At 63.6% G+C, this 23,286-nt stretch carries 22 protein-coding genes; 9 read left to right on the plus strand and 13 right to left on the minus strand.

Annotation, left to right across the window (positions count from 1 at the left end):
• Positions 1 to 241 precede the first annotated feature (241 nt).
• On the plus strand, positions 242 to 730 hold the full coding sequence (locus tag AYK65_RS02325) for a BA14K family protein (RefSeq protein ID WP_046119955.1): 489 nt from the start codon (positions 242 to 244) through the stop codon (positions 728 to 730).
• A 286-nt stretch (positions 731 to 1,016) separates the two neighbouring features.
• Here AYK65_RS02325 and AYK65_RS02330 read toward each other — a convergent pair whose 3' ends face one another.
• The 8 genes from AYK65_RS02330 to spdA all read right to left on the minus strand — a co-directional run bounded on the left by AYK65_RS02330 (position 1,017) and on the right by spdA (position 10,061).
• Positions 1,017 to 1,487 carry an aminoacyl-tRNA deacylase gene (locus AYK65_RS02330; RefSeq protein WP_026613389.1) on the minus strand — a complete coding sequence of 157 codons (471 nt, stop codon included), beginning with the start codon at positions 1,485 to 1,487 and terminating at the stop codon, positions 1,017 to 1,019.
• A gap of 122 nt (positions 1,488 to 1,609) precedes the next feature.
• Positions 1,610 to 2,287 (minus strand): methyltransferase family protein, encoded by a 678-nt coding sequence (locus AYK65_RS02335; RefSeq protein ID WP_046119953.1) that lies wholly within the window; start codon positions 2,285 to 2,287, stop codon positions 1,610 to 1,612.
• 432 nt (positions 2,288 to 2,719) lie between these two features.
• The gene (locus AYK65_RS02340) at positions 2,720 to 3,151 is read right to left on the minus strand and encodes a DUF1810 domain-containing protein (protein WP_026613386.1); all 432 of its coding nucleotides are present in this window, start codon (positions 3,149 to 3,151) and stop codon (positions 2,720 to 2,722) included.
• 50 nt (positions 3,152 to 3,201) lie between these two features.
• Positions 3,202 to 4,188: an aldo/keto reductase gene (locus AYK65_RS02345; protein ID WP_046120095.1), complete on the minus strand. Its 987-nt coding sequence runs from the start codon at positions 4,186 to 4,188 to the stop codon at positions 3,202 to 3,204.
• Positions 4,189 to 4,269: 81 nt separating this feature from the next.
• The gene (locus AYK65_RS02350; RefSeq protein WP_081157875.1) at positions 4,270 to 4,854 is read right to left on the minus strand and encodes an IMPACT family protein; all 585 of its coding nucleotides are present in this window, start codon (positions 4,852 to 4,854) and stop codon (positions 4,270 to 4,272) included.
• A 157-nt stretch (positions 4,855 to 5,011) separates the two neighbouring features.
• On the minus strand, positions 5,012 to 8,713 hold the full coding sequence (gene putA, locus AYK65_RS02355; RefSeq protein ID WP_139793110.1) for a trifunctional transcriptional regulator/proline dehydrogenase/L-glutamate gamma-semialdehyde dehydrogenase: 3,702 nt from the start codon (positions 8,711 to 8,713) through the stop codon (positions 5,012 to 5,014).
• 188 nt (positions 8,714 to 8,901) lie between these two features.
• Positions 8,902 to 9,216 carry a YkgJ family cysteine cluster protein gene (locus AYK65_RS02360; protein WP_026613382.1) on the minus strand — a complete coding sequence of 105 codons (315 nt, stop codon included), beginning with the start codon at positions 9,214 to 9,216 and terminating at the stop codon, positions 8,902 to 8,904.
• Positions 9,217 to 9,254: 38 nt separating this feature from the next.
• Positions 9,255 to 10,061 (minus strand): 2', 3'cyclic nucleotide phosphodiesterase SpdA, encoded by an 807-nt coding sequence (gene spdA / locus AYK65_RS02365; protein ID WP_046120094.1) that lies wholly within the window; start codon positions 10,059 to 10,061, stop codon positions 9,255 to 9,257.
• A 282-nt stretch (positions 10,062 to 10,343) separates the two neighbouring features.
• Between spdA and AYK65_RS02370 the strand changes: the two genes are divergently transcribed.
• On the plus strand, positions 10,344 to 11,378 hold the full coding sequence (locus AYK65_RS02370; RefSeq protein WP_046119951.1) for a proline racemase family protein: 1,035 nt from the start codon (positions 10,344 to 10,346) through the stop codon (positions 11,376 to 11,378).
• Between the two features lie 42 nt (positions 11,379 to 11,420).
• Here the strand turns inward: AYK65_RS02370 and AYK65_RS02375 are convergent, their stop codons facing one another.
• The gene (locus AYK65_RS02375) at positions 11,421 to 11,987 is read right to left on the minus strand and encodes an SEL1-like repeat protein (protein ID WP_046119950.1); all 567 of its coding nucleotides are present in this window, start codon (positions 11,985 to 11,987) and stop codon (positions 11,421 to 11,423) included.
• A 198-nt stretch (positions 11,988 to 12,185) separates the two neighbouring features.
• Here AYK65_RS02375 and AYK65_RS02380 point away from each other — a divergent pair, with 198 nt between their 5' ends.
• A complete protein-coding gene (locus AYK65_RS02380) occupies positions 12,186 to 12,803 on the plus strand; it encodes a FecR family protein (protein WP_046119949.1) in 618 nt (205 codons plus the stop codon).
• A 39-nt stretch (positions 12,804 to 12,842) separates the two neighbouring features.
• Here AYK65_RS02380 and AYK65_RS02385 read toward each other — a convergent pair whose 3' ends face one another.
• Together AYK65_RS02385 and AYK65_RS02390 are read right to left on the minus strand one after the other, a co-directional pair.
• A complete protein-coding gene (locus AYK65_RS02385) occupies positions 12,843 to 14,636 on the minus strand; it encodes a CHASE2 domain-containing protein (RefSeq protein ID WP_046120093.1) in 1,794 nt (597 codons plus the stop codon).
• A gap of 83 nt (positions 14,637 to 14,719) precedes the next feature.
• A complete protein-coding gene (locus AYK65_RS02390) occupies positions 14,720 to 15,424 on the minus strand; it encodes a Crp/Fnr family transcriptional regulator (protein ID WP_046119948.1) in 705 nt (234 codons plus the stop codon).
• Between the two features lie 244 nt (positions 15,425 to 15,668).
• Here AYK65_RS02390 and AYK65_RS02395 point away from each other — a divergent pair, with 244 nt between their 5' ends.
• Positions 15,669 to 16,106 (plus strand): DoxX family protein, encoded by a 438-nt coding sequence (locus tag AYK65_RS02395; RefSeq protein ID WP_046119947.1) that lies wholly within the window; start codon positions 15,669 to 15,671, stop codon positions 16,104 to 16,106.
• 70 nt (positions 16,107 to 16,176) lie between these two features.
• Here AYK65_RS02395 and AYK65_RS02400 read toward each other — a convergent pair whose 3' ends face one another.
• Together AYK65_RS02400 and AYK65_RS02405 are read right to left on the minus strand one after the other, a co-directional pair.
• Positions 16,177 to 16,605 carry an RbsD/FucU family protein gene (locus tag AYK65_RS02400; protein WP_046119946.1) on the minus strand — a complete coding sequence of 143 codons (429 nt, stop codon included), beginning with the start codon at positions 16,603 to 16,605 and terminating at the stop codon, positions 16,177 to 16,179.
• Complete coding sequence (locus AYK65_RS02405; RefSeq protein ID WP_026613373.1) at positions 16,605 to 17,837, minus strand: ROK family transcriptional regulator; 1,233 nt, start codon at positions 17,835 to 17,837, stop codon at positions 16,605 to 16,607. The genes AYK65_RS02400 and AYK65_RS02405 overlap by 1 nt, the downstream gene beginning before the upstream one ends.
• A gap of 372 nt (positions 17,838 to 18,209) precedes the next feature.
• Between AYK65_RS02405 and AYK65_RS02410 the strand changes: the two genes are divergently transcribed.
• The 5 genes from AYK65_RS02410 to pyrC all read left to right on the plus strand — a co-directional run bounded on the left by AYK65_RS02410 (position 18,210) and on the right by pyrC (position 23,266).
• Positions 18,210 to 19,235, plus strand: a complete 1,026-nt coding sequence (locus AYK65_RS02410; RefSeq protein ID WP_046119945.1) for a sugar ABC transporter substrate-binding protein — start codon at positions 18,210 to 18,212, stop codon at positions 19,233 to 19,235.
• Positions 19,236 to 19,529: 294 nt separating this feature from the next.
• Positions 19,530 to 20,615, plus strand: coding sequence for an ABC transporter permease (locus AYK65_RS02415; protein ID WP_026613371.1), 1,086 nt, complete (start codon positions 19,530 to 19,532; stop codon positions 20,613 to 20,615).
• On the plus strand, positions 20,615 to 21,397 hold the full coding sequence (locus AYK65_RS02420) for an ATP-binding cassette domain-containing protein (RefSeq protein WP_026613370.1): 783 nt from the start codon (positions 20,615 to 20,617) through the stop codon (positions 21,395 to 21,397). Before AYK65_RS02415 ends, AYK65_RS02420 begins: the two co-directional genes overlap by 1 nt.
• Positions 21,394 to 22,014 (plus strand): nucleoside triphosphate hydrolase, encoded by a 621-nt coding sequence (locus AYK65_RS02425; RefSeq protein WP_081157876.1) that lies wholly within the window; start codon positions 21,394 to 21,396, stop codon positions 22,012 to 22,014. The genes AYK65_RS02420 and AYK65_RS02425 overlap by 4 nt, the downstream gene beginning before the upstream one ends.
• A 208-nt stretch (positions 22,015 to 22,222) precedes the next feature.
• Complete coding sequence (gene pyrC, locus AYK65_RS02430) at positions 22,223 to 23,266, plus strand: dihydroorotase (RefSeq protein WP_026613368.1); 1,044 nt, start codon at positions 22,223 to 22,225, stop codon at positions 23,264 to 23,266.
• Positions 23,267 to 23,286: the final 20 nt, after the last annotated feature.

The following is a 23,286-nucleotide window of genomic DNA, read 5'->3' on the forward strand; positions in this document are numbered from 1 at the left end:
ATCGAGTACCCTTTTCAACAGGTCCCTCGAGCATCTTGCAAGCGGATAGCAAGCGGCGCTATTCCGAATAGAGGGTTCTGCACCGTGGGCGGCATTATTTGAAGGGAACGCCTTCATACTACTTGAAATTTGTTGAACCGACGTCGGTTTGAGCACAAAGTTATCCAGCAAGTACAAAAGGCTACAGCGTCCTTTGCGCGTCATATTCCAAGTGCGGCGCTGTAGAGGAAAGGTGAAGCCAATGAAGAGGCTAGCAATTGTTGCCTTGTCGCTGGCGACGGCGCTGACGAGCGTTGGGCCGGCCATGGCGTTTCCCCCCGTTGTCCCACTGAAGGTCGAGGTACCGCAGGCGCAGCCGGTCAGCCACCGCAACGGTGACGACGATTGGGCCTGGGCGCTTGGCGGGCTCGCCGCCGGCACGATCATAGGGGGACTGCTGACGCAGCCGAGATATTACGGCCCGAGGTATTACGGCCCGAGCTACTACGATGAGGGCTACTACCACGGCCCGACCTATTACCGGCCGCGCTACTATGCGCCAGCCTACTACGCGCCACGCTACTACTACGCGCCGCGCTACTATGCGCCGAGTTATTACCGCCAGACCTATTATGGCGGCAATGCGCATGCGCGCTGGTGCTATGCCCGCTACCGCTCGTACAGAGCTTATGACAACACGTTCCAGCCCTATTACGGTCCGCGGCGGCCGTGCGTCTCGCCCTACTATTGATGGCGTAGCGTACCTACAGCGCCGCGCGTGTTATCAGACGCACAAAGGTCGCTGTGGCACTTTGAATTGCTGGACGTTTTTATCCTTAAATCGGGTAGGATTTAAGGAACGTACAGTGGCCGTTCATCGCGCCTTGGGCATTACGACGCGCAGGCCCGCGTGGAGATTGACTGGCATCTACAGCGCCGTGCGTCCGATTGGACGCGCGGCGCTGTGAGCGACAAGACTATCGCCCCTCCGATTGCCGCATCGCTCCCACGCCGCCGGAAGCCATGCCGGCATCCGCTTACGACGGGTGGCTGAACCGCGCGACTCGCGCATCCTTCGTCAGGTTGCGGAAATTGCTGCCGCTCATATGTACGAGCGTCCTATGGTCGCCGCCCTCGAAATAGATGTCGCTGGCCCTGTCGAGGCTTTCGTCGAGAATGACCGGTACGCCATAGGCCGATCCGATCGGCGGGACCGCGCCAACCTCGCAATCGTTGAAAAGTTCGCTGACCTCCTCCTCCGAGGCGAGGCCGAGACGCCGGTTCATGACGTCCTGCAATGTCGAGAGTTCGACACGGTGCGTAGCCGGTACGACGGCTAAAACATAGCCCATCTCGTGGTGCACGACCACGGACTTGGCAAGCCTGTTGCCTGGGACGTGAGCGGCCTCGGCGGTCTGGCTGGTGGTTGCGGTGCGGTGATGGGCGACGGTGTCGTAGGTCACACCTTCGCTGTCGATATAATCCTGAAGTTTCTTGGCGATCGTCATCGTGGCGCCCCTTCTGCTGAGTAGCGACGCGGAAGACAAACATTCTCCTCTGATCGCCTGCGGAGTCAACGATGATCGGCCTGAAGTCTTGACAGCCGAAAACCGGGGCCTCCGCTGGCGTGCTACCACACGAAGGGAACGAGCCGGTAGCGGACCCGTTCCGCATAGGTGTCATAGCCGGCAAGGCCGGTGCGCAGCGCCTTCTCCTCGATGCCTATGCGGATGGCGAGCAATCCCGCCAGTCCGAATGCAGCGATAAGGCCCCACCAGGAGCCGAGAAGCAACGACGTGCCGGCGACGAAGAGAAGGCTGCCGGCATAGAAAGGGTGGCGGACATAGCGGTAGGGTCCGCTGGTGACTACCCTTTGCGCACGCTCCATCTGCACCTTGACCACCGGCGATGCGAAGCTGTTTTCGCGCAACGTCCGATAGCTGAATCCAATGGAGAGGATGACGAGCAGCGCCCCCACGGCCTGCACCCATTCGGGCATCGACGACCATTTGAACCGCACCGCATCGAGCGCCATCAGCACATAGGCGCCGAAGAGGAACAGCAGGATCACGGAAAGAAGCACCTTGTCGGCTAAAGGCTGGCCCTTCTGGATGGGCGGCGACAGTCTTTCTTTCAGGAGCGCCGGATCGTGCCGGGCAAGCAACAGCCCGGTGACCAGCGAAAGCGCAAGCATGATGGCGAGGTAGGTCCACGCGGCCGGCCAGGCAAGGGTCCCGGCGGAGAGGAAGAGGACGGCTCCGATGAACCCGAACCAGGCGACGGTCTGCACGATCAGTCGGACGAGCATGAGCGAGCTCCTTGCCTAGTCTCGATCTCGAGGGCGCCGCGGCGAGCGGGCGCGTCGACCTCTGAGATAGTGCCCAGGCCTCGGATCGCAACTCCCGTCGAACCTCACAGTCTTGTGCTCGGGACGCGCCTTAAAACCGCACGGCCCGATGCCCATATCGATTCGAGTGCTAATCGTCTCCGCAGGAGGAGGGCTCGCGATGTATCGTTACATGATGAAGGAGCTGATGCTCATCATCGCCGGGCTGACGGTCTGCGCGGTGCTGTTCCTCGTCGTCCTCTCCCAAGCACCCGCCGCATCTCTCTAGATCACGATGATTTTAGGTCGGATCGACCTAAAATCATAAACGTGATCGACTCTGATAAGTTAGCGCGGGATGCGGGCGGAAACCGCGCACACTTTTCCTCATCCCGCGCTGAAAGGCGCCGAAGGTCAAACCCTGCCGAGAATTTCGATGGTTCGCGCATCGCGAACCCCGTCGAAATAGAGGTCGAGCGCTCTGGCAAAAGCGCCGACGGTCGGCGCGGCCGCCTCGAACAGCGTCATGGACGAGCGGAATTTCAGATCGTCCGGCCGGCCGAAGATCTCGAGCGCGCTTTTTCCGCTGACTGCATTGACAGCCTCCGTGCATTCGAGGATGCGGCGGCCGAGGAGCGGATGCCCGAGATAGGCGCGCGCCTCGTCGAGGCCGGATAGGGCGTAATATTGCGCCGTCGGCGAATGGCCGAGACCCGCAATCTGCGGAAAGATGAACCACATCCAATGCGTCCGCTTGGCGCCGGCACGCAGTTCGGCGAGTGCGGTCGCATAGGTGCTTTCCTGCGCCTGGACGAAGCGCTCGAGATCGAAGGCCTCGCTCGTCATCGGTTTTCCCCGGCCGGCTGGCGGAAGCCCGTCCGGCCTCCGCTCATGTGTCACCAGCGCTGATGAACATGAACCTTGATGAGGCGCTCGTAAAGCGCGGCGATCGCGCCCATGGTGGCGTCGTCGATCGGCGCCAGCGCGCTGGCGGCGGCGTTGGATTGCGCCTGGGCGGCATTGCGGGCGCCGGGGATGACGACGGAAACGGCGTCCTGCTCGAGGATCCACCGAAGCGCGAACTGCGCCATCGGCATATCGGCGGGCACGAGCGCGCGCAGCTCGTCCACAGCCTCCAGCGCCACCTCGAAGGGCACGCCGGCGAAGGTCTCGCCGACGTCGAAGGCGTCGCCATGGCGGTTGAAGTTGCGGTGGTCGTCTGCGGCAAAGACGGTTTCCTTGCCGATCCTGCCCGAAAGCAGCCCAGAGGCGAGCGGCACGCGCACGATGACGCCGACATTCTTCTTTTTCGCTTCGGCGAAGAAGAGGTCGTGCGGCCGCTGGCGGAAGATGTTGTAGATGATCTGGACCGTGCTCACACCCGGATATTCGATTGCCTTCAAGGCCTCTTCGACCTTCTCGACCGAGACGCCGTAGTGGCGGATCTTGCCCTTGGTCACCAGCCGGTCGAGCGCGCCGAAGACCTCGGGCCGGTAGTAGACCTCCGTCGGTGGGCAGTGGAGCTGGACGAGATCGAGCGTTTCGACGCCGAGATTTGCGAGGCTGCGGTCGATGAAGGCCTCGATATTGGCGCCGGTATAGCCGTCCGCCACGTGCGGATTGAGCCGGCGCCCCGCCTTCGTAGCGACGAATGGTTTTTCTCCGCCCCGTTCCTTCAGCACCGCTGCGATGATTTTTTCGGACCGCCCGTCGCCGTAGACATCCGCCGTGTCGATGAAGGTGATGCCGCTGTCGAGCGCGGCGTGGAGCGCGCGCCTGCCGTCTTCCTCGCTGACATCGCCCCAGGAACCGCCGATCTGCCAGGCACCGAAACCGACCTCCGAAATCGTCGCGCCCGTCCGCCCCAAAACCCTCGTCTTCATCTCAAATCTCCTTCGCGTGCCGGTGTCGGTTGTCGTCTCGAGCATTTGTATGACGATTGTCACACTCATGAAAAGCAGGGCTCAGTTCTCCATCGATACGATCGCCTTGCCGCGACTGATATCCGCGACGAGGACAAGCATCTCATCTGCCACATCCTTCCGCAGGTCGATCGTCAGCACCGCACCGGTATCGGTGAAGCTCTCGCCGGCGATCATGACGCCGTGAGCGGTGAGCCGCGCCTTAATCAGAGCGAGATCGGCAAAGTCGCAGGCTATCGTGGCACGTACTCTTTCGACGAGTTCGATCTTGTCCGCCGCATTAGAGGCAGAGCGCGGCGTGCCGCCATAGGCGCGGACCAGTCCGCCGCTGCCAAGCAGGATGCCGCCGAACCAGCGGGTGACGATGACCGCGACGCGGTCGAGGGACTGGCCGTCGATCGCCGCGAGGATCGGTCTCCCCGCCGTACCGCTCGGCTCGCCGTCGTCGCTGAAGCGGTAGTTCTGGCCGATGCGCCAGGCCCAGCAATTGTGATTGGCTGACGGGTCGGAATGCGCGGCGAAGAATGCCTTTGCCGACTGCTCGTCCTCGATCGGGGCGGCGACCGCCCGAAACCGGCTTTTCTTGATGTCCCGTGTCGCGGTTTCGATGCTTTTGAGGGTGAACATCCGCTTCTTCCGTTTTGGAGCGGTGACAGCGGAATGGGCAAGGGTGCGCCAGCGGTGCGCGCGTTATGCGGGGTCGCGCCTCATCCGCTGTGCGACCCTCTCCCCGCGCGGGGAGAAGGTAGGGTGAGGGGGCACATCCGGAGCGCCGATGTTGCTCTCAGCCTATCGCCATCAGGCTGGCATTGCCGCCGGCCGCCGCCGTATTGATGGAGGCGGAGACCTCTTCCACGAGCCAGTTGAGGCAATAGGCGTTCGGATTGCGGGCGAGCTCCTCGCCCGATGCGGCCTGGACGAGCATCAGCGGACCGGGGAGCGCGGCGATCGCCTTGTTGACCTCGCGGATGCGTTCCGCATCGCCTTCGACGAGGGCGCCGGCAAAGGGGCCGTCGGCCGCCCAGTCCTTCGACCAGGAGACGCGGAGCGCAATGCTCTGCGGCAGGCCCTTCAGCGAAGTCTGGAGGCCGGAGGCCGCGTCTACGACGACGCTGTTGCCGGTCGCGAGCGCTGCCGCGAGCTGGTGATAGAGGCCGCTTTCGGTCGCCGGCACGAGGAGGATGCGGCCGCGCGGATGAAGCGCATAGACGTTGCGCTCGCCGACAGGGCCGGGAAGCTCCAAATCGAGACCGAGCGCCGAGTTGCTGCCGGCATTGCGGGCGGCTTCCGCCTCCGCCCGCGCGCCTTTGCCGTCGAGCCACTTTGCGAAGTCGAGGAGCGTGGGATCGGTATGCACTGAGCTGTGCTGCGGCGGCACGGGTGCGGTCATCACCAGGCGACCGAGATAGAGCGGGCCGCCCGCCTTGGGGCCCGTGCCGGAAAGGCCGCGCCCGCCGAAAGGCTGTACGCCGACGACCGCGCCGATGATGTTACGGTTGACATAAAGATTGCCGGCTTTGATGCGGCTCGTCACATGCGCGATCGTCTCGTCGAGGCGCGTGTGCAGGCCGAAGGTCAGTCCGTAGCCCGTGGCATTGATGTCGTCGATCAGCCGGTCGAGATCGTCGCGGCGGTAGCGGATGACATGCAGCACCGGCCCGAAGACCTCGCGTTTCAGATCCGAAAGCTTTTCCAGTTCGATGATCGTCGGCGGCACGAAAGTGCCCTGGCCGGTCTCGGCGGCAAGGCCGATCTGCTCCACCTTGCGGCCGAGCCCGCGCATCCGCTCGATGTGCTTTTCGATGATCTCCTTGGCCTCGGCCGTGATGACCGGGCCGACATCCACCGACAGGCGATCGGTGCGGCCGATGTTCAGTTCGCGGAGCGCCCCCTTGAGCATGGTCAGGATACGATCGGCGACGTCCTCCTGCAGGCAGAGCACGCGCAGCGCCGAGCAGCGCTGGCCGGCGCTGTCGAAGGCCGAAGTTATCACGTCGCCGACGACCTGCTCGGCGAGCGCCGAGGAATCGACGATCATTGCGTTCTGGCCGCCGGTTTCGGCGATGAGCGGGACCGGCCGCCCGCTGGGCGACAGCCGCTCAGCGAGCTGCGCCTGGATGAGCCGCGCGACCTCGGTCGAGCCGGTGAACATCACGCCCGCGGTCTCGGGCGCGGCGACCAGCGCAGCACCGACGCGGCCGTCGCCGGGGAGAAGCTGCAGCACGCTTGCCGGAACGCCGGCCTCGTGCAGGATGCGCACAGCCTCGGCTGCGATCAGCGGCGTCTCTTCCGCCGGCTTGGCAAGCACCGGATTGCCGGCGACGAGGGCGGCGGCGACCTGACCGGTGAAGATCGCCAGCGGGAAGTTCCACGGGCTGATGCAGACGACGGGGCCGAGCGCCTTATGGGCGGGCCCCAGCGTGCGGCGCGTCTGTTCGGCATAGTAGCGCAGAAAATCGACCGCTTCGCGCACCTCGGCAATGGCGTTCAGCACCGATTTGCCCGCCTCGCGCATGATCAGCCCGAGAAGCGTCGGCATGCGCGCCTGCATCAGATCGGCAGCCCTTTCGAGTGAGGCCGCCCGTTCGGCCGGGGAAACTGCGGCCCAGCCGGGCGCCGCTTCTGCGGCAAGGCGCACGGCGCGCCTCGCATCCTCGTCCGAAGTTTCGGTCACCGACCCGACGACGTCGCGGTGGTCGCCGGGGTTCATGACAGGTCGCGTTTCGCCGCCGGCGACGCCCGTTGCGAGTTGCGGCGCAGCCGTCCAGCCGATCGTGGCGCTTGCCTTCATCGCCTCCATCAGGGAAGCAAGCGTCTCTTCGTTGGAAAGGTCGAGGCCGGCCGAATTCCTGCGTGCCTGGCCGAAGAGATCGGCCGGCAGCGCAATCTTGTCATGCTTGGCGCCGACGACCGGCATGGAGCGCACGATTTCGACCGGATCGGCGATTAGTTCGTCGACGGAGACCTTGGGGTCGTTGATGCGATGGACGAAGGAAGAGTTGGCGCCGTTCTCGAGCAGGCGGCGGACGAGATAGGCAAGCAGCGTCTCATGCGTGCCGACCGGCGCATAGATGCGGCAGGGGCGGTCGAGCTTGCCGCGGCCGACAACCTCTTCGTAAAGCGGCTCGCCCATGCCGTGCAGGCATTGGAACTCGTATTTCCCGACCTGAAAATCCTTGCCTGCCATGTGGTAAATGGTGGCGAGCGTCTGGGCGTTGTGGGTCGCGAACTGCGGGAAGATCACGTCGGTCGCGGAAAGCAGCTTGCGGGCGCAGGCGACATAGGAAACGTCGGTGTAGACCTTGCGGGTGAAGACCGGAAAATCCTCGAGACCATCGAGCTGTGCGCGCTTGATCTCGGCATCCCAATAAGCGCCCTTGACGAGGCGTACCATGATGCGCCGGCCGGAACGCCGCGCGAGGTCGATGATGAAATCGAGCACGAAGGGGCAGCGTTTGCCATAGGCCTGGACAACGAAGCCCATGCCGTTCCAGCCGGCGAGGCCGGCATCGAGGCAGAGCTCCTCAAGGAGATCGAGCGACAGTTCGAGCCGGTCGGCTTCCTCGGCGTCGACGTTGAGGCCGATATCGTATTTCTTCGCAAGAAGCGCGAGCGCCTTCACTTTCGGCAGCAATTCACCCATCACGCGCGCCGCCTGCGGCCGTGAATAACGTGGATGCAGCGCCGAGAGCTTGATGGAAATGCCGGGACCTTCATAGATGCCGCGGCCAGCGGAAGCCTTGCCGATGGCGTGGATGGCGGCCTCGTAGTCCTTGTAGTAGCGCTCCGCGTCGGCGGCCGTAGTCGCCGCTTCGCCGAGCATGTCGTAGGAATATCGGAAGCCCTTCTGTTCGAGCTCCCGTGAGCGGTGCAGAGCCTCGTCGATCGTCTCGCCAGTGACGAACTGCTCGCCCATCATCCGCATCGCCATGTCGACGCCACGGCGGATCACCGGCTCGCCGCAGCGGGCAATGAGCCGCGTCAGCGCCGCCGCAAGGCTGCGGTCATTGACCGTGGACGTCAGTTTGCCGGTAACGACGAGCCCCCAGGTCGCGGCGTTGACGAAGAGCGAGCGGCTGCCGCCGAGATGCGACCTCCAGTCTCCGTCGGCGATCTTGTCGCGGATCAGGGCGTCGCGCGTCGCGGTATCGGGAATGCGCAAGAGCGCCTCCGCAAGACACATCAGGGCAACGCCTTCCTGGCTCGAAAGCGAATATTCCTGCACGAGCCCCTCGACGCCGGAACCCGACTGCTTGCCGCGCAGCGCCTCAATGAGCCTGCGGGCGGTCTTCGCTGCAGCATCCCGGGTCTCCTTCGGCAGGGTCGCCGCCTCGATAAGGGGCGGCAGGCATTCCGTTTCCGGGCGGCGATAGGCGGCGGTGATTGCCCGGCGCAGCGTGCTTTGCGGCCGAATCGGCGGCGCGAAATCGGTAAACGGCGCGGGCGCGGCGTCGGTCACGGGTTTCTGAAGCGGGCTCTGGCTCATTGAACGCTGTCCTCCACGGAACGGTAGCGGGCGCCACTCACGCCCCTGATGTCGTGGCAGAAAATACGCTTGCTGCCGCCGAACATCCATCCGGCAAATTTCTGCTCCTTTAGGATGTTTCCCTACAATTGAGGTCAAAAACAAGCAACCATACGGAAGGCGGGCAAGATGCACCGAATGATCCGAAGTTAGGCGGCCGCTCCGAAAAGCCGCTGTCGCGCCATCAGGCACTCGTCGTCTCCCGGCATGCAGGTGCGGCAGACGATGGGGCGTACGGCGTAAACTTTGCAAGTCACCGAACGGCCGAGTATGCCCTCGAGCGCGGTGCAGCGGTCGTTCTCGCAGCGCATGCCGCCGAGATCGGCGGCCACATAGTCCGCCGGTATGCGATCGAGTTCTTCCTCCGTTTCAAGTGAGAAACGCGGCCATTCCGCCGAATAGGCGCAGCAGGCGCCGCAAGTCTGGCAGTCGAAATCCTGATTGACGAGAACGGCATCGGTCATGAAGCGAGCCTAGCACGAACGCCGCTGCGCTGGAACGCTCACGCGACCGCCGCGTCGCGCCTGGCGATCTCGTAGTCTTCCGTGTGCACGAGCACGCCGTTCTCGGTTACCAGCGCGATGCCGTAGGCTGCCGGTTCGTCGACGGAAAGGGAGGCGTCCGGTATGTCGAAGGGCATCGGCTGCTGGTGTACCGGGCTCTTGAAGATCGAGAAGGGAATGCCGCGACTGGAGCCGCTGATGGTGCGGTGAACATGGCCGGCGAAAATATGGCGAACATTGCCGTGCCGCTTTACGAGCGCGTAGAAGTCATCCTCGTTGATGAGACGGATCATATCGATGCCGGCAAAGCCGCTGGCATGCGGCGGATGATGCATGAAGATCAGTGCCGGCCGGTCGCCGGCCTCGCCGAGCTGCCGGTCGAGCCAAGCGAGGCGCCGTTCGCAAAGATGGCCGGCATGGCTCATCGGATAGTCGTAGGGCGGCGCAAACAGCGTGTCGAGCAGGATCGCGCGGCAATCGGCGAAATCGATCGCCTGCTGGACAAAGCCGTTCTCGTCCGTCGCCGCCTCGGCGAAGACATCCAGAAAAACCTCGCGCCGGTCGTGGTTGCCGATCATCAGCGCCGCCGGCGGGACCAGCTCGCCGAGAAGCGTTTTCAACCGCTCGTAGGACGGACGGTCCGCCCCATGCGCGAGGTCGCCGGCGAAAATCACCCGGTCCGCATCCGCATGATAACGGTTGACATGGGCAATGCCGTTGGCGAGCCGCCGATAGGGGTCGAGCCCGATGATCGCCGCACCTTCGGGAACCATGTGCAGGTCGGTGAAAATGATGAACTTCGTCATGTTCGTCCGCGGTAATGCCTTGCAATCACGCTCCTGCGCCTGCCGACGCGCGTCAAGCGGCAAGTTTGGGCGCGTGCCGGCCAAGCGTTTGCGCGGGATGAGGAAAAGTGTGCGCGCTTTCCGCCCGCATCCCGCGCGAACTTATTAGAGTCGGTCACGATAATTTAGGTCGGTCCAGTCTAAATCATCGTGACCTAGCGGTTCCCTTGCGGCGGGATCGGGAACGCGATATGGATCCGCCGCGAACGCTGATATATCAGGTGCCATAGCCGGAGACATGTGATGAGATGGAAGCGCACGATCCAGTTGCTGGATGTTCATTGCGAGGGCGAGATCGGCAAGGTGGCGATCGGCGGCGTGCCGAAGATCCCGGGCAATTCCATCGCCGAGCAGTTGAATCACATCAATACGGTGGATGACAGCCTGCGTCGCTTCCTGTGCCTGGAGCCGCGCTCTGGCTCGATCGGCTCCGTCAATCTGCTGGTGCCGCCGAAACGGCCGGAAGCCGATGCGGGCTTCATCATCCTGCAGGCCGATCAGGCGCATGCCATGTCCGGGTCCAATTCGATCTGCGTGACGACGGCGCTGCTGGAATCCGGCATCGTCGAAATGAAGGAGCCGGAAACCGTGGTGATGCTCGACACGGCGGCGGGCCTCGTGAAGGCAACGGCTACATGCCGCAACGGGCGCTGCGAACGCGTGAAGCTCACCATGGTCCCGTCCTTCGTGCAGGAATTGGATGTGGAGGTGGACACGCCGGAATGGGGCCGCATCAAACTCGATCTCTGTTTCGGCGGCATCTTTTATGCGCTCGTCGACGTCCGCCAGATCGGCACGACGATCGAAAAGGCGAATGCGCGCCGGATCGTCGAGGCGGGGATGGTGCTGAAGGACATCGTCAACCGCACGATCCCGGTGGTGCACCCGGAAATCCCGGAGATCAGGGGCGTCGCCTATGTCATGTTCCGCGACACGGAGGCGGACGGAACGGTCCGGACCTGCACGACCATGTGGCCGGGCCGCGTCGATCGCTCGCCTTGCGGTACCGGCAGTTCGGCCAATCTCGCGACGCTGCATGCGCGTGGCAAGGTCAAGCCGGGTGACGTTCTGAAATCCCGCTCCATCATCGGCTCGGAATTCGAGGTCGGACTCGAAGGTGTGACGACGGTCGCGGGCCGAGAAGCGATCATCCCCACCATTTCGGGTCGCGGCTGGACCTTCGGTCTGCACCAGGTGGCCCTTGATCCGTTCGATCCGCTCGCCGATGGCTTCGCACTGACCGATACCTGGGGGCCGCAGGCGGGCGAGATCCGTTGATGCCGGATCGACCCGGCGCTTGACCATGACGGAAAGGCGTGGTCATCGCGGCAGCCGGTCCGTGTCTGCCCGCGCCAGCCACTGGGAGGCAACTTCGTCGTCGACATTCGTCGCCACGCCGTCGCGAGGAGTCGCGGCGAGATAGCGGGCGGCGAGGATATTTCCTTGAGCCGCCGCTCGCTGGTAGAGGCTGACGGCCGCTTCCGTTTCTCCACGCTCGGCAAGTACCTCGCCGTAGCCCACCATCGCGAGCGCATGGCCGTTCTTGGCGGCTTCGGCGAGAACGCGTTGCGACTGCAGCTTCTGCCCGGCCCTGTCGAGAACGCGTGCGAGCTGGAATTGGGTCCGGGCGCCGCCATTCTGGTTATAGGCCTCACGGCACGCCGAAAGCGCGATGCCGATGCGGATGTCCTGTGTGGCAACGGCGGGGAACGCCCTGTTTCGCGTAAGGTCGAACTCGCTGCCGGCTTCCCGGTCACACTGTTCGGCCGCCGTGAGATCGGCGGCGCGCGCCGAAGGAAATGCGGTCGTAGCGAAGGCGGCAAGCGCGACGACCGCAAGCGGAACGCCTTTGGCGATCCTAATGTCCAAACCGGTCCGGTTCTTCATGATGATCTCCTAATGTTGTCCAATTCTAAAACCCCCGTGATGCGGCGCATGTTCCTCGGGAAACAGCGGCGATGAGGGCGAAGCGGCGAGGTTGGGGCGAGGCGATTGCATCTTGCATCACCAATGCGTGCGTTTATCCTCGGATGACGCCGGAAGCGCGAACAGGAGGCGCTGCCATCAAGCAGCGGGCACAGGTCGATGCGGCAACCAGATGTGAAAAGAAGGCTCTTCCTCTGCGGCCTGATGCTTGCTGCCATCGGTGGCGGGACGGCTGTGACTGCGGCCAGCCCGGTCGTCGGGAAGGCGCGGAATATCCGTGGCAATGTTCGCCGCCGGCAGGGGGGCGACGAGGGGCGCCTCGCCGCCGGTGACGCGGTTCTCGACAACGATTATGTCTCTACGAGCACCAACAGCTTTGCCGATCTCGCGCTCAGCGAAACGCGCATCCTGCTCGGTCCACAGACGGAACTCCTCATCGATAGCTTCCTCGCCGCTGAGGGCGGCACGCTCGAACTCGGACTGGGCCGCATGGTGTTCGACCGGCCCGACAATTTGCCGAAGATGGATGTGGCGGTGCGAACGGCCTTCGGCATGATCGGGGTTCGCGGGACGAAATTCTTCTGTGGTCCGAGCCGGGCGGCCTTTGCCGTCTTCGTGGAGCGTGGCTCCGTCTCCGTCCGAGGCGGCGGCGTGACGCGGACGGTCTCGGCCGGCCAGGGCGTCGATTTCACGAGCCCGGGTGCTCCGCCGAGCGAGCCGACGAACTGGGGCCAGGCGCGAATCCGGCAAGCCTATGCGAGCGTCGGGCTGAGGTAGGAGTTACTCCCGACAGGTCGAATACAGGATTGCCCTCACCTACGTGGTTTTGGAATCCGCGACCGTAAACAGCTCCATCGAACCAAAGCCACGGATGTCGTGCCGGCCGAGGCTGCGAAGCACAGCGCCTGATTGCGTGGCGGCCGCCGGGCCGATGCAGATGGCCGTGCCAAGGAACTTGTTCGCTTCCTGCAGGCGCGCGGCGAGGTTCACGGCATCGCCATGGGCCGTATAGTCGAGTTTCCCGCCAGCGCCGACCTCTCCAAGCACAGCCGGACCGGTTTCGATGCCGATCCGGGTTCTGCCGAAGCCATGTTCGGCAAATTGCGGGCGCTTGCGCATTTCCTCTGTCAGATTGCGGATCGCCACGGCGCACTGGATCGCTTTGTCGACATGGTCGGCGAGATCTTCGGGCGCGTTGAAGAGGGCATGGACGGCGTCGCCAACGACCTTGTCGACCATGCCGCCGTGTCGGGAGACGAGGGCGTTCACCTCGGCGAAATAGATGTCGAGCAGGGTCACGAGCTCGCGCGGCCCGAGCTTCTGCGACAGCGTAGAAAAGCCTTCGATGTCGGTGAAGAGCGCCGTCACAGGGCGTTCCTCGCCGGCCATGCGGCCGCGATACGGTTCGTCGATGTAGCGCGCCACCACGGACTGCGGCAGATACTGCGCGAATTTCCGCCGGGCAATCGCTTCGGCGCGACGCACCCGGGCGAGTTGGAGCGCGCTCGTCACTACGAGGATAGCCACCAAGGCAACCGAGATGCTGACCGCGTCGACGAGCCAGCCGGTGGCGGCGTAGATCGCGCCGGCGACGGCGACGACGGCAAGCACGGCCGCCGAGCCGAGAGCGAGCGTCGTCAGGGGACGCAGTTTCGTTGCGCCATAGGCAGCGACCGTCCCCGCGGCGAAGCTGAAAAGCGCTTCGAGCAGAGGCAGATCGCCGTGCCGATAGGGCACGAAACCCGTCGTGATTGCATTGGCGATGTCGGCATGGATCTGCACCGAAGCTTCAAGCGGCATGGAGGCGGTCGGGCGTAGGCCGCCGAGACTCGGCATGCTGCTGCCGAGAAAGACGAGCTTGCCCGCGAGCCGGCCTCCGTCGGCCTTGTCCGCCAGAACGTCGGCTGCCGAAAGCGTTCGTTCGGCGATTGCCTCTTCCGAGCTTGCGACGAACCGCAAGTTGCCGCTGTCGTCGAGCGGGATGATCGCATGGTCGAGCCTCAGCCAGGCGGGTTCGCCGCCGAGTACGGGCGTGCTGCTTGCCGCGGCAAGCCGGCCCGCTTCGATACCGAGCGCCGGATAGGCGTCATTGCCGAGGATGGCGAAAGCCTGCACGCGCCGGACGCGTGCATCGTCGTCGCCGACGAGGAAGGCGGCGGCCGCGGCTTTCGATTGGTCCATGAAGGCGGGGCAGGAGGTTTCCGCGCCTTGGATGAACCATTGCGCGGGCACCGCAAGCCTGCGCCGCAAGGCGAGCGGAGGAACGGGGCGCGGGTGCTCCAGGGCGCGATCGGCAGCCAGGAAGCCCAGGATGACCGGTGCTTTGGCGAGCGCTGTGGCGAGCCCGGTGTTTGCCGACGAGGCCGGATCGCAATCGGCGCTGAAGACGAAGTCGACCGCGATTGCCTTGGCCCCGGCCGCGGCGAGCCGCGATATCAGCTCGGCGGTCGCGCCCCTGTCCCAGGTGCCGGACCTCACTTCATAGGCCCGGCGATCGACGTCGATGACGACGATCTCCGGCGAGCGTGGCGAAGGGACCCATTGGGTCAGATTGTCGAAGAAGAGCTCGCGCTGCGTGCGGAACACCGTTTCGGCATAAAGATAGAGCATGAGTGCCGCCGCCAAGCTCGCGACGATCCCGCCGGCAAGCGGGGTGATGCGATAATGCGGCCATTCCCTGAGGCTCAATCGGCCTAATCCTCCTCGGGATCCGCTATGTTCAGCAGACGGCCCACATTACACGAGATGATCCCGTCCGTCCGCTTGATGGCGCAGTTTTCCTCCAGCCAGAGGATGGCGCGGTTCACCTTGGGCCGACTGGCGCCGAGAATGGAGGCGATATCGGTCTGGCTGAGCGTCAGGCGGAGATTGGCGCTGGCCGGCAGCTCGCTGCCGTGGATTTGCCGCAGCGTCGCCAGGAAGAAGCGTGCCACACGGGCATTGAGATCGTAGAGCGCGATGGTCTCCAGCCGATCCGTCGTGTCGCGCAATTGCGCGCAGAGGAACCGGATCACCGCTTCGGCGATCTTCGGCTTCTGCGTGATCAGAGCGAGGAAATCCTTCTTGCCGATCACGTAGCCCTCGGCGGCCGTTACCGCCGTCGCGTCCGCCGAGCGAGGCTGGTCATCCAGCACCGCCATTTCGCCGAACAGCGCGCCCGCCTCGTGCTGGCGCAGTAGCAGCTCGCGGCCTTGCGGCGTGAACAGCGACAGCTTTATGCGGCCGGAAACGAGGACGATCATGTAGTTGCCTTCGTCGCCGCGCTGGAAGATCACCGTTCCAGCGGGCCACTTCCGATAGGTGGCGATATCGGCGAGCTCGCAAAGCGTTTCCCGATCGAAATCTTCGAAAATAGGGAAGGACCGCCAGAAGGCGGGACTCCGGTTCACTTCGGCCATTGCGATTACCCCTGCGTTCCCCTCATAGCGCGCCGGGATTTTTCACCCAGTCGCTTCGTCTTGCAACAGAAAAGCGCTCGATAGGGGCGGCAGCGGCTGCCTGGGAAGTGCTCATAGCCGCGTCAGTTGACGACGAATCACTTCCGTCTCTAATTTGTGAACGATCTGTCGCCGAGCCGGCGGCTAGAGGATACTCGAAATCTTGATATCTCTGCTGCCAACGTTTCCAACAGGAGCCTCGCGCATGTCCCAGAATGTCATCATCCTCATCGGACGCATTCTTCTCTCGATCATCTTCATCACCTCCGGTTTCGGCAAGCTGACCGATCCGGCGGCAACGGCGGGAATGATCACCAATGCCGGCTGGCCGGCGGCAACGGCGCTCGCTTATCTCGCCGGTATCTTCGAACTCGTCGCGGGCCTCGCGGTTCTCGTCGGCTTCCAGACGCGCATCGCGTCCTACCTGCTTGCTGCCTTCTGCTTGGTGACGGGTTTCGTCTTCCACAGCGGCGTGATCAACATCCCGGACTTCCCGCCGGCCGCCAATGGCCTGCTGACGGTCTTTAACCAGATCATGATGATGAAGAACGTCACCATCGCCGGCGCCTTCCTCGTGCTCGCCGGCTTCGGCCCGGGTGCGCTCTCGCTCGATGCCCGCGTCGGCAGGGCCGTCACCGCCTAAGCACTGAAATCCTTGATAAAAAAAGAACCCGCCGGCCGCTCCGGCGGGTTCTTTGCGTCTTCGCTCCAGGTCAGGGATAGATTACGCCCTTGCGCAGGATGACGTTGCCATAGAGCCGCGGCTCGCTGGTCTGAACCACCGTGTGGGAGGCCTTGACGCGCGGGTAGAAGTCCGCGCCGAGCAATGGAACGACCGGCTGCTTCGGCTCGTGCTTTCCGCAACAGGCAATGATGTCGCGATGCACCGGATCGAGCGCATCCTTGTCCTGCTTGACCGTGGCGCGGAAGATCGCTTCCGGAACGAAATCGTCAATCGGCAGCACGCTGAGAATAGCGTCGAGCACGGGGATCAGGTGGTGACCGTCGAGCCGTACCAATCGACGGGCATGTTCCTGTCCGGGGTAGTTTCCGTCGACCAACGCGATCTCGTCGCCATGCCCCATTGCCCTGAGCGCGGAAAGCAGTTCCGGGCTCAGGATGGGATCTATTCCTTTTAGCATTAACTAAGCTCCTTAAAGAGAACGTTCGTGTCGAGCAGGTAGCGGGAAAAGAGCGGCAGACTTGCGCCGCCGATCGCTCTGGCGTGACTTCCGACGGCACCTTCGACGAGGTCCGGAACGGTGACGCCCTGGAGATCCAGCGTCCGCAGCGCCTTGCGGGTGGCCACGAGAAGGCGTGCCCTGACCCAGGACGGGAAGCCGCCGTCGATCACTGCGGCAGAGAAATCGATGATGGAAGCGGCAGAAACGACGGCCTGGGCGAGTGCCGCGGCCGAATCCTGTATCCAGATCTCGAGCGGTTCGCCGAAGTCGATCCAGTCGTCGGCCGAATACCAGAGCGGCTTCGGATCCATGCCGCGTTCGCGCAGGAGCTTTTCGAGCACGAAAACCGAGGCGATCTTCAGCAATTGCGTCGACTTGCCGTCCTTGCCGGCCACCGGCAATGGGCCGACAGCGCCGGCTGTGCCGGTGCGGCCGTAGAAGAGGGCCGAGTTGATGACGACGCCGCCGCCGATGAAGGAACCTATGTAGAAATAGACGAAATCGGGATAGCTGGCGCCGACGCCGAAGGCGAGTTCCGCCCCGCAGGCGCTCGTACCGTCATTTTGCAGAAAAACGGGATGCGCGATATGGGCCGCGACCGCCGCCTGCAGGTCGAAATTGCGCCACTTGTCCATCTCTTCGCGCGGCGCGCCGACTTCCTCCGCCCAGTTCCACAGCTCGAACGGCGTCGCGATGCCGACGCCGGCGATGCGTCTGCGTTCGTCGGGGGCTAGCTGTCGCTCGAGCTTGTTCATGCCTTCGACGATGAAGGTGACGAGCTCGTCGGGCAGCGGATAGGTATGGATCTGATGCAGATGCAGGCGGATGCTGCCGACGAAATCCATCAGCACGAGATCGGCGCTGCGGCGGCCGATCTTGACTCCGAAGGAGTAGACCGCGTCCGGATTGAGGCGCATGGGGATCGAGGGCTGTCCGACGCGGCCGCGCACCGGCGCGCCGCGGACGAGCAGGCCGTCGGCCTCGAGCGCGCGCATGATGACGGAGACGGTTTGCGCCGAGAGGCCCGAGCGGCGCGCGATCTCGGCTTTTGAAAGGCTCCCGTGCCGCCGCACCAGCGACATGACCAGCCGTTCGTTGTAGGCGCGCACGCGCGTCTGATTGGCCCCGCCGCTTGGGTCGATCACATCCGGTTGAGCCGGCCCCGCATAGGGACCCCCTGTCAATGACATGCCACCGTCTCCTCCCGTTGGCACCACTGCTGGATTTCTTCAATGATCTGGGAAGAAATCATGCAGCAATTCGAAGTGCGACAGCTCTCGCGTCCGGCCGGACCCGCGGCGCCATCGATGCGCGCTCGGCGCGAGCCTGCTTTTCCACTCGCCGTGATTATGTCAATTCGTCCGCTCTCCAGCCTACAGCCGGAGCGCCATTAGCCGCAGAATGCCACAACCGGATAATAATTCAATTTGATTTATTTATTGACACCCCGGAAATTTGATGTTTGATTGGTCCTCGGAAGCGCCGGTTGCAGCGGAAGGAGAATGCTGCGATGGCGAAGCCCGAAGCCGGTCCGCCGGCATTTTCATCCTTGGGAGGGTTTTATGAAGAAAACAGTTCTTTCTGCCACATTCGGCGCGCTCGCACTCGGTGTGGCCTTCGCCTCGCCGTCGCAGGCGGCCGATGTCTCCGCCTGCCTCATCACCAAGACCGACACCAATCCCTTCTTCGTGAAGATGAAGGAAGGTGCCGCCGCCAAGGCCCAGGAACTTGGCGTGACGCTGAAGTCATACGCAGGCAAGGTGGATGGCGACCACGACAGTCAGGTTGCAGCTATCGAATCCTGCATTGCCGACGGTGCCAAAGGCATTCTCATCGCAGCCTCGGACACCAAGGCGATCGTCGACCAGGTGAAGAAGGCGCAGGACGCCGGTGTTCTGGTGATCGCCCTCGACACGCCTCTCGATCCGGCGACCGCAGCGGACGCCACATTCGCAACCGACAACCTGCTCGCCGGCAAGCTGATCGGCCAGTGGGCCGCCGCGACCATGGGTGAGAAAGCGAAGGAAGCGAAGGTCGGTTTCCTCGACCTCACGCCGTCGCAACCCACCGTCGACGTGCTGCGTGACCAAGGCTTCATGATCGGTTTCGGTATCGATCCCAAGGATCCGAACAAGATCGGCGATGAAGACGATCCGCGTATCGTTGGTCACGACGTGACGAACGGCAACGAGGAAGGGGGACGCAAGGCGATGGAAAACCTTCTGCAGAAGGATCCGGATATCAACGTCATCCACACGATCAACGAGCCGGCCGCAGTCGGCGCCTATCAAGCGCTCAAGGCCGTCGGTAAGGAGAACGACGTTCTGATCGTATCCGTCGACGGCGGTTGCCCGGGCGTGAAGGCTGTCGCGGAAGGCGTCATCGGCGCGACCTCGCAGCAATATCCGCTGATGATGGCCGCACTTGGCATCGAGGCGATCAAGAAGTTCGCCGAGACCGGCGAGAAGCCGAAGCCGACCGAGGGCAAAGACTTCTTCGACACCGGCGTAGCGCTCGTCACCGACAAGCCGGTCTCCGGTGTAGAGTCGATCGACACCAAGGTCGGCACGGAGAAGTGCTGGGGCTGATCGCCCGCTTGTCCGAAACGCGAACCGACAGGGAAGGGCGGCCCCCGGCCGCCCTTCGTGTAAGCGCCGGGGTCTTTGACAAGGCGCGAAAGCTGCGCGAACTTTAGAGCGGGATAATGGAAGTCGCGATGGCGCACGTCCGCTCTACCTCTCGGAAGCGGTCACGGTCCGGGCTCGAGAAAGTGAGCCCGCACTTACCGTGATCGCTATCCGGAACTCGCCGCAAGGATCGGCGGGCCGCGCATCCGGCAGCAATGCAACCCCTTGAGAGTGGGGTTTATGGGAGGAGTCTCCATGGCCGAGCCAAACACAGCCGCACAACCATCCCAGGAATTCGAAAAGGTCCTGGTCAACAGTTCGACGGAGGTGGCGTCCTTCGACACGCACGACAAGACGCCGCTCCAGAAAATCCAGCATTTCCTGCACTCGACGCCGGCGGCCGTGCCGTTCGTCGTCCTCGTCGTATCGATCCTGGTCTTCGGCCTTGCGATCGGCGGCCGGTTCTTCTCGTCCTACACGCTGACGCTGATCCTTCAGCAGATCGCTGTCGTCGGCATGCTCGGCGCGGCGCAGACGCTGGTGATCCTGACGGCCGGCATCGATCTCTCGATCGGCGTCATCATGGTCATCTCGGCGGTCGTGATGGGCAATTGCGCTGTAACCTACGGTCTGCCGGCGCCGCTTGCGGTGGCTGCCGGGTTCGTCGTCGGCGGCGCCTGCGGGCTTTTGAACGGCCTCCTGGTTTCGCGCCTGAAGCTGCCGCCCTTCATCGTCACGCTCGGTACCTGGTACGTGATCATGTCGACGAACTTCATCTACTCGGAGAACGCGACGATCCGCGAGGCGGACGTTACCGCGGTAACCCAGTGGCTGCACGTCTTCGGCGTGACCTTCAAGGTGGGCGCGGCGGTGTTGACCCTCGGCGTCGTCGCCATGGTCGTGCTTGTCTTCGGCCTCTGGTATGCGTTGAACCACACGGCCTGGGGGCGCCATCTTTATGCCGTCGGCGACGATCCGGAAGCCGCCAAGCTCTCAGGTATCCGTGTCGGCAAGGTGCTCCTCAGCGCCTATACGATCGCGGGACTAATCGCAGCTTTGGCCGCATGGGTGTCGATCGGCCGCAACGGCTCCATTTCGCCGTCGGCGGCGGTTACCGACTATAACCTGCAGGCCATCACCGCGGCTGTGATCGGCGGCATCTCGCTCTTTGGCGGCCGCGGCTCGATCCTCGGAACGCTGATCGGCGCGATGATCGTCGGCGTCGTCTCGATGGGCCTCAACATGCTCGGCGCCGACCCGCAGTGGAAGGTCTTCCTGACCGGCGTGCTCATCATCTCCGCCGTAGCAATCGACCAGTGGATCAGAAAGGTAGCAGCCTGATGGCACAGGAACCCATTCTCACCGCCCGCGGTCTCGTCAAGCGCTATGGCCGCGTCACCGCTCTCGACCACGCCGACTTCGATCTCTACCCGGGTGAAATTCTCGCGGTGATCGGCGATAACGGCGCCGGCAAGTCGTCGATGATCAAGGCGATCTCCGGCGCCGTCACCCCGGACGAGGGCGAGATCCGCCTCGAGGGTCAACCGGTGCATTTTCGCTCGCCGATGGACGCGCGGGCCGCAGGTATCGAGACCGTCTACCAGAACCTCGCTCTGTCGCCGGCCCTTTCGATCGCCGACAACATGTTCCTCGGTCGCGAGATCAGGAAGCCGGGCCTTTTCGGCAAGCTTTTCCGCACCCTCGACCGCTCGGCCATGGAGAAGATGGCGCGGTCGAAGCTCTCCGAACTTGGCCTTATGACGATCCAGAACATCAACCAGGCGGTGGAAACGCTTTCGGGCGGCCAGCGCCAGGGTGTCGCGGTCGCCCGCGCCGCCGCCTTCGGCTCGAAGGTCGTGATCATGGATGAGCCGACGGCCGCCTTGGGCGTCAAGGAAAGCCGGCGCGTCCTTGAACTGATCCTCGATGTTCGTCGTCGCGGCCTGCCGATCGTCCTGATCTCGCACAACATGCCGCATGTCTTCGAGGTGGCGGACCGGATCCACATCCACCGCCTCGGCCGCCGGCTCTGCGTCATCAATCCGAAGGAACACACCATGTCGGATGCGGTCGCGTTCATGACCGGCGCGAAGACGCCGCCGGGCGAGGCGATTGCGGCATGAATGTCGAATCCCTCAGGGATGAGATACTGAAGCGGGCGGGTGATGCCGGCCGCTTCATCGTTGCCATTGCCGGGCCGCCGGGCGCCGGTAAGTCGACGCTTTCCGGAACCTTGTCGGAGGCGATCGTTAAGGCGGGGGAAAGCGCGGAAGTGCTGCCGATGGACGGCTTCCACATGGACAATGTCGTCCTGGAGCAGAAGGGATTGCTCGCGCGCAAGGGCGCTCCCGAGACTTTCGACATCCGTTCCTTCCTTTCGACGCTCGCCGCCGTCCGGGCAAATAACGGCGAGGTACTCGTTCCGGTCTTCGATCGTTCGCGCGAACTGGCGATCGCCTCGGCAAGAGCGATCCCGCCCGAGACGCGGATTGTGCTCGTCGAGGGCAATTACCTGCTGCTCGACGAGGTGCCGTGGCGAGAGCTTGATACCGCCTTCGACTTTTCGATCCTCATCGATCCCGGAATCGAAGTGCTCGAGCGGCGTTTGATGCAGCGCTGGTATGATCATGGCTATGATGAGGAGACGGCACGGAAAAAGGCTTTCGGCAATGATATCCCGAACGCTCGCCGCGTGCTCGGCAACTGCCGCCCCAGCGATCTGGTGATCACCGATTTCTGAAAGGTGGCTCAGGAGCGGGATGAAGAAAAGTGCATTCGGTTTTCTGCCCGCACCCCGCTCAAACCTCGTCGAATGACCATTGTCTTTGGCGATGCAATGGTGATATCGAGGCGCGGTTTCACCACATGAGTTTGCCGCCCACCACGCGCATCGGCTGCCTTCTGCGCCGCCTGCGTGGATCGGGTGCGAGCATCGGGAGAAGGCTGACATGCAAGACCTCGTTATCCGCCGCCCGGACGACTGGCATCTTCACCTGCGCGACGGCGGCATGCTGCGCGGCGTCATCGCCGATACGAGCCGCCACTTCGCCCGTGCCATCGTCATGCCCAACCTCGTGCCTCCGGTCGTCACCATTGCCGATGCGGCGGCCTATCGCGAGCGCATTCTTGCTGCAGTTCCCGCGGGCGATCGCTTTGAGCCGCTGATGACGCTTTACCTGACGGAAGGGACCGATCCGGATGACGTCGAAGCGGGATTCCGCAGCGGTCTCGTGAAGGCGGTTAAGCTCTATCCTGCGGGCGCGACCACCAATTCGTCGAGCGGCGTGCGCGATATCGCTAAGGCGATGCCGGTGCTCGAACGCATGGCCGAGATCGGCCTGCCGCTCTGCGTCCACGGCGAAGTGACGACGCCAGACGTCGATATCTTCGACCGCGAGGCGGTGTTCATCGAAACCGTGCTCGATCCGCTGCGCCGGCGCCTGCCGGACCTCAGGATCACCATGGAGCATGTGACGACGAAGGACGGCGTCGACTACATCAAGGAGCAGGCGGCCAACCTCGCCGGCTCGATTACAACGCATCATCTGATCATCAACCGCAACGCCATCCTCGTCGGCGGCATCAAGCCGCATTATTATTGCCTGCCCGTCGCCAAGCGCGAGAGTCACCGCCTGGCTCTGCGCGCGGCGGCGACCTCCGGCGATGTGCGCTTCTTCCTCGGCACCGATTCCGCCCCGCATGTGGACCCGCTCAAGGAATGCGCCTGCGGCTGCGCCGGCATCTATACCTCAATCAACACCTTGAGCTGCCTCGCCCATGTCTTCGAGGAGGAGGGCGCGCTCGACCGGCTCGAGGCTTTCGCGTCGCTGAACGGCCCCGCCTGGTACGGCCTGCCGGTGAACGCGGAGACAATCACGCTGCGCAAGCATGCGGAGCCGGTCCGCTATCCTGCTAAGGTCGAGACCGAAGCGGGTCCGGTCACCGTTTTCGATCCGATGTTCCCGCTCTATTGGGCCGTCGTCCAATCCTGAGGTTGTTTTGTCGCGTGACG

The organism is Ensifer aridi (assembly GCF_002078505.1).
Lineage (GTDB): Bacteria > Pseudomonadota > Alphaproteobacteria > Rhizobiales > Rhizobiaceae > Sinorhizobium > Sinorhizobium aridi.

Coding starts and splice junctions, on each gene's coding strand:
- AYK65_RS02345 (WP_046120095.1), bottom strand. CDS start 4,188: ATGAAGACGAGGGTTTTGGGGCGGACGGGCGCGACGATTTCGGAGGTC.
- AYK65_RS02425 (WP_081157876.1), top strand. CDS start 21,394: ATGAATGTCGAATCCCTCAGGGATGAGATACTGAAGCGGGCGGGTGAT.
- AYK65_RS02400 (WP_046119946.1), bottom strand. CDS start 16,605: ATGCTAAAAGGAATAGATCCCATCCTGAGCCCGGAACTGCTTTCCGCG.
- AYK65_RS02405 (WP_026613373.1), bottom strand. CDS start 17,837: ATGTCATTGACAGGGGGTCCCTATGCGGGGCCGGCTCAACCGGATGTG.
- AYK65_RS02410 (WP_046119945.1), top strand. CDS start 18,210: ATGAAGAAAACAGTTCTTTCTGCCACATTCGGCGCGCTCGCACTCGGT.
- pyrC (WP_026613368.1), top strand. CDS start 22,223: ATGCAAGACCTCGTTATCCGCCGCCCGGACGACTGGCATCTTCACCTG.
- AYK65_RS02340 (WP_026613386.1), bottom strand. CDS start 3,151: ATGACGAGCGAGGCCTTCGATCTCGAGCGCTTCGTCCAGGCGCAGGAA.
- AYK65_RS02375 (WP_046119950.1), bottom strand. CDS start 11,987: ATGAAGAACCGGACCGGTTTGGACATTAGGATCGCCAAAGGCGTTCCG.
- AYK65_RS02420 (WP_026613370.1), top strand. CDS start 20,615: ATGGCACAGGAACCCATTCTCACCGCCCGCGGTCTCGTCAAGCGCTAT.
- AYK65_RS02330 (WP_026613389.1), bottom strand. CDS start 1,487: ATGACGATCGCCAAGAAACTTCAGGATTATATCGACAGCGAAGGTGTG.
- putA (WP_139793110.1), bottom strand. CDS start 8,713: ATGAGCCAGAGCCCGCTTCAGAAACCCGTGACCGACGCCGCGCCCGCG.
- AYK65_RS02390 (WP_046119948.1), bottom strand. CDS start 15,424: ATGGCCGAAGTGAACCGGAGTCCCGCCTTCTGGCGGTCCTTCCCTATT.
- AYK65_RS02385 (WP_046120093.1), bottom strand. CDS start 14,636: ATGCTCTATCTTTATGCCGAAACGGTGTTCCGCACGCAGCGCGAGCTC.
- AYK65_RS02370 (WP_046119951.1), top strand. CDS start 10,344: ATGAGATGGAAGCGCACGATCCAGTTGCTGGATGTTCATTGCGAGGGC.
- AYK65_RS02395 (WP_046119947.1), top strand. CDS start 15,669: ATGTCCCAGAATGTCATCATCCTCATCGGACGCATTCTTCTCTCGATC.
- AYK65_RS02325 (WP_046119955.1), top strand. CDS start 242: ATGAAGAGGCTAGCAATTGTTGCCTTGTCGCTGGCGACGGCGCTGACG.
- AYK65_RS02415 (WP_026613371.1), top strand. CDS start 19,530: ATGGCCGAGCCAAACACAGCCGCACAACCATCCCAGGAATTCGAAAAG.
- spdA (WP_046120094.1), bottom strand. CDS start 10,061: ATGACGAAGTTCATCATTTTCACCGACCTGCACATGGTTCCCGAAGGT.
- AYK65_RS02350 (WP_081157875.1), bottom strand. CDS start 4,854: ATGTTCACCCTCAAAAGCATCGAAACCGCGACACGGGACATCAAGAAA.
- AYK65_RS02360 (WP_026613382.1), bottom strand. CDS start 9,216: ATGACCGATGCCGTTCTCGTCAATCAGGATTTCGACTGCCAGACTTGC.
- AYK65_RS02335 (WP_046119953.1), bottom strand. CDS start 2,287: ATGCTCGTCCGACTGATCGTGCAGACCGTCGCCTGGTTCGGGTTCATC.
- AYK65_RS02380 (WP_046119949.1), top strand. CDS start 12,186: ATGCGGCAACCAGATGTGAAAAGAAGGCTCTTCCTCTGCGGCCTGATG.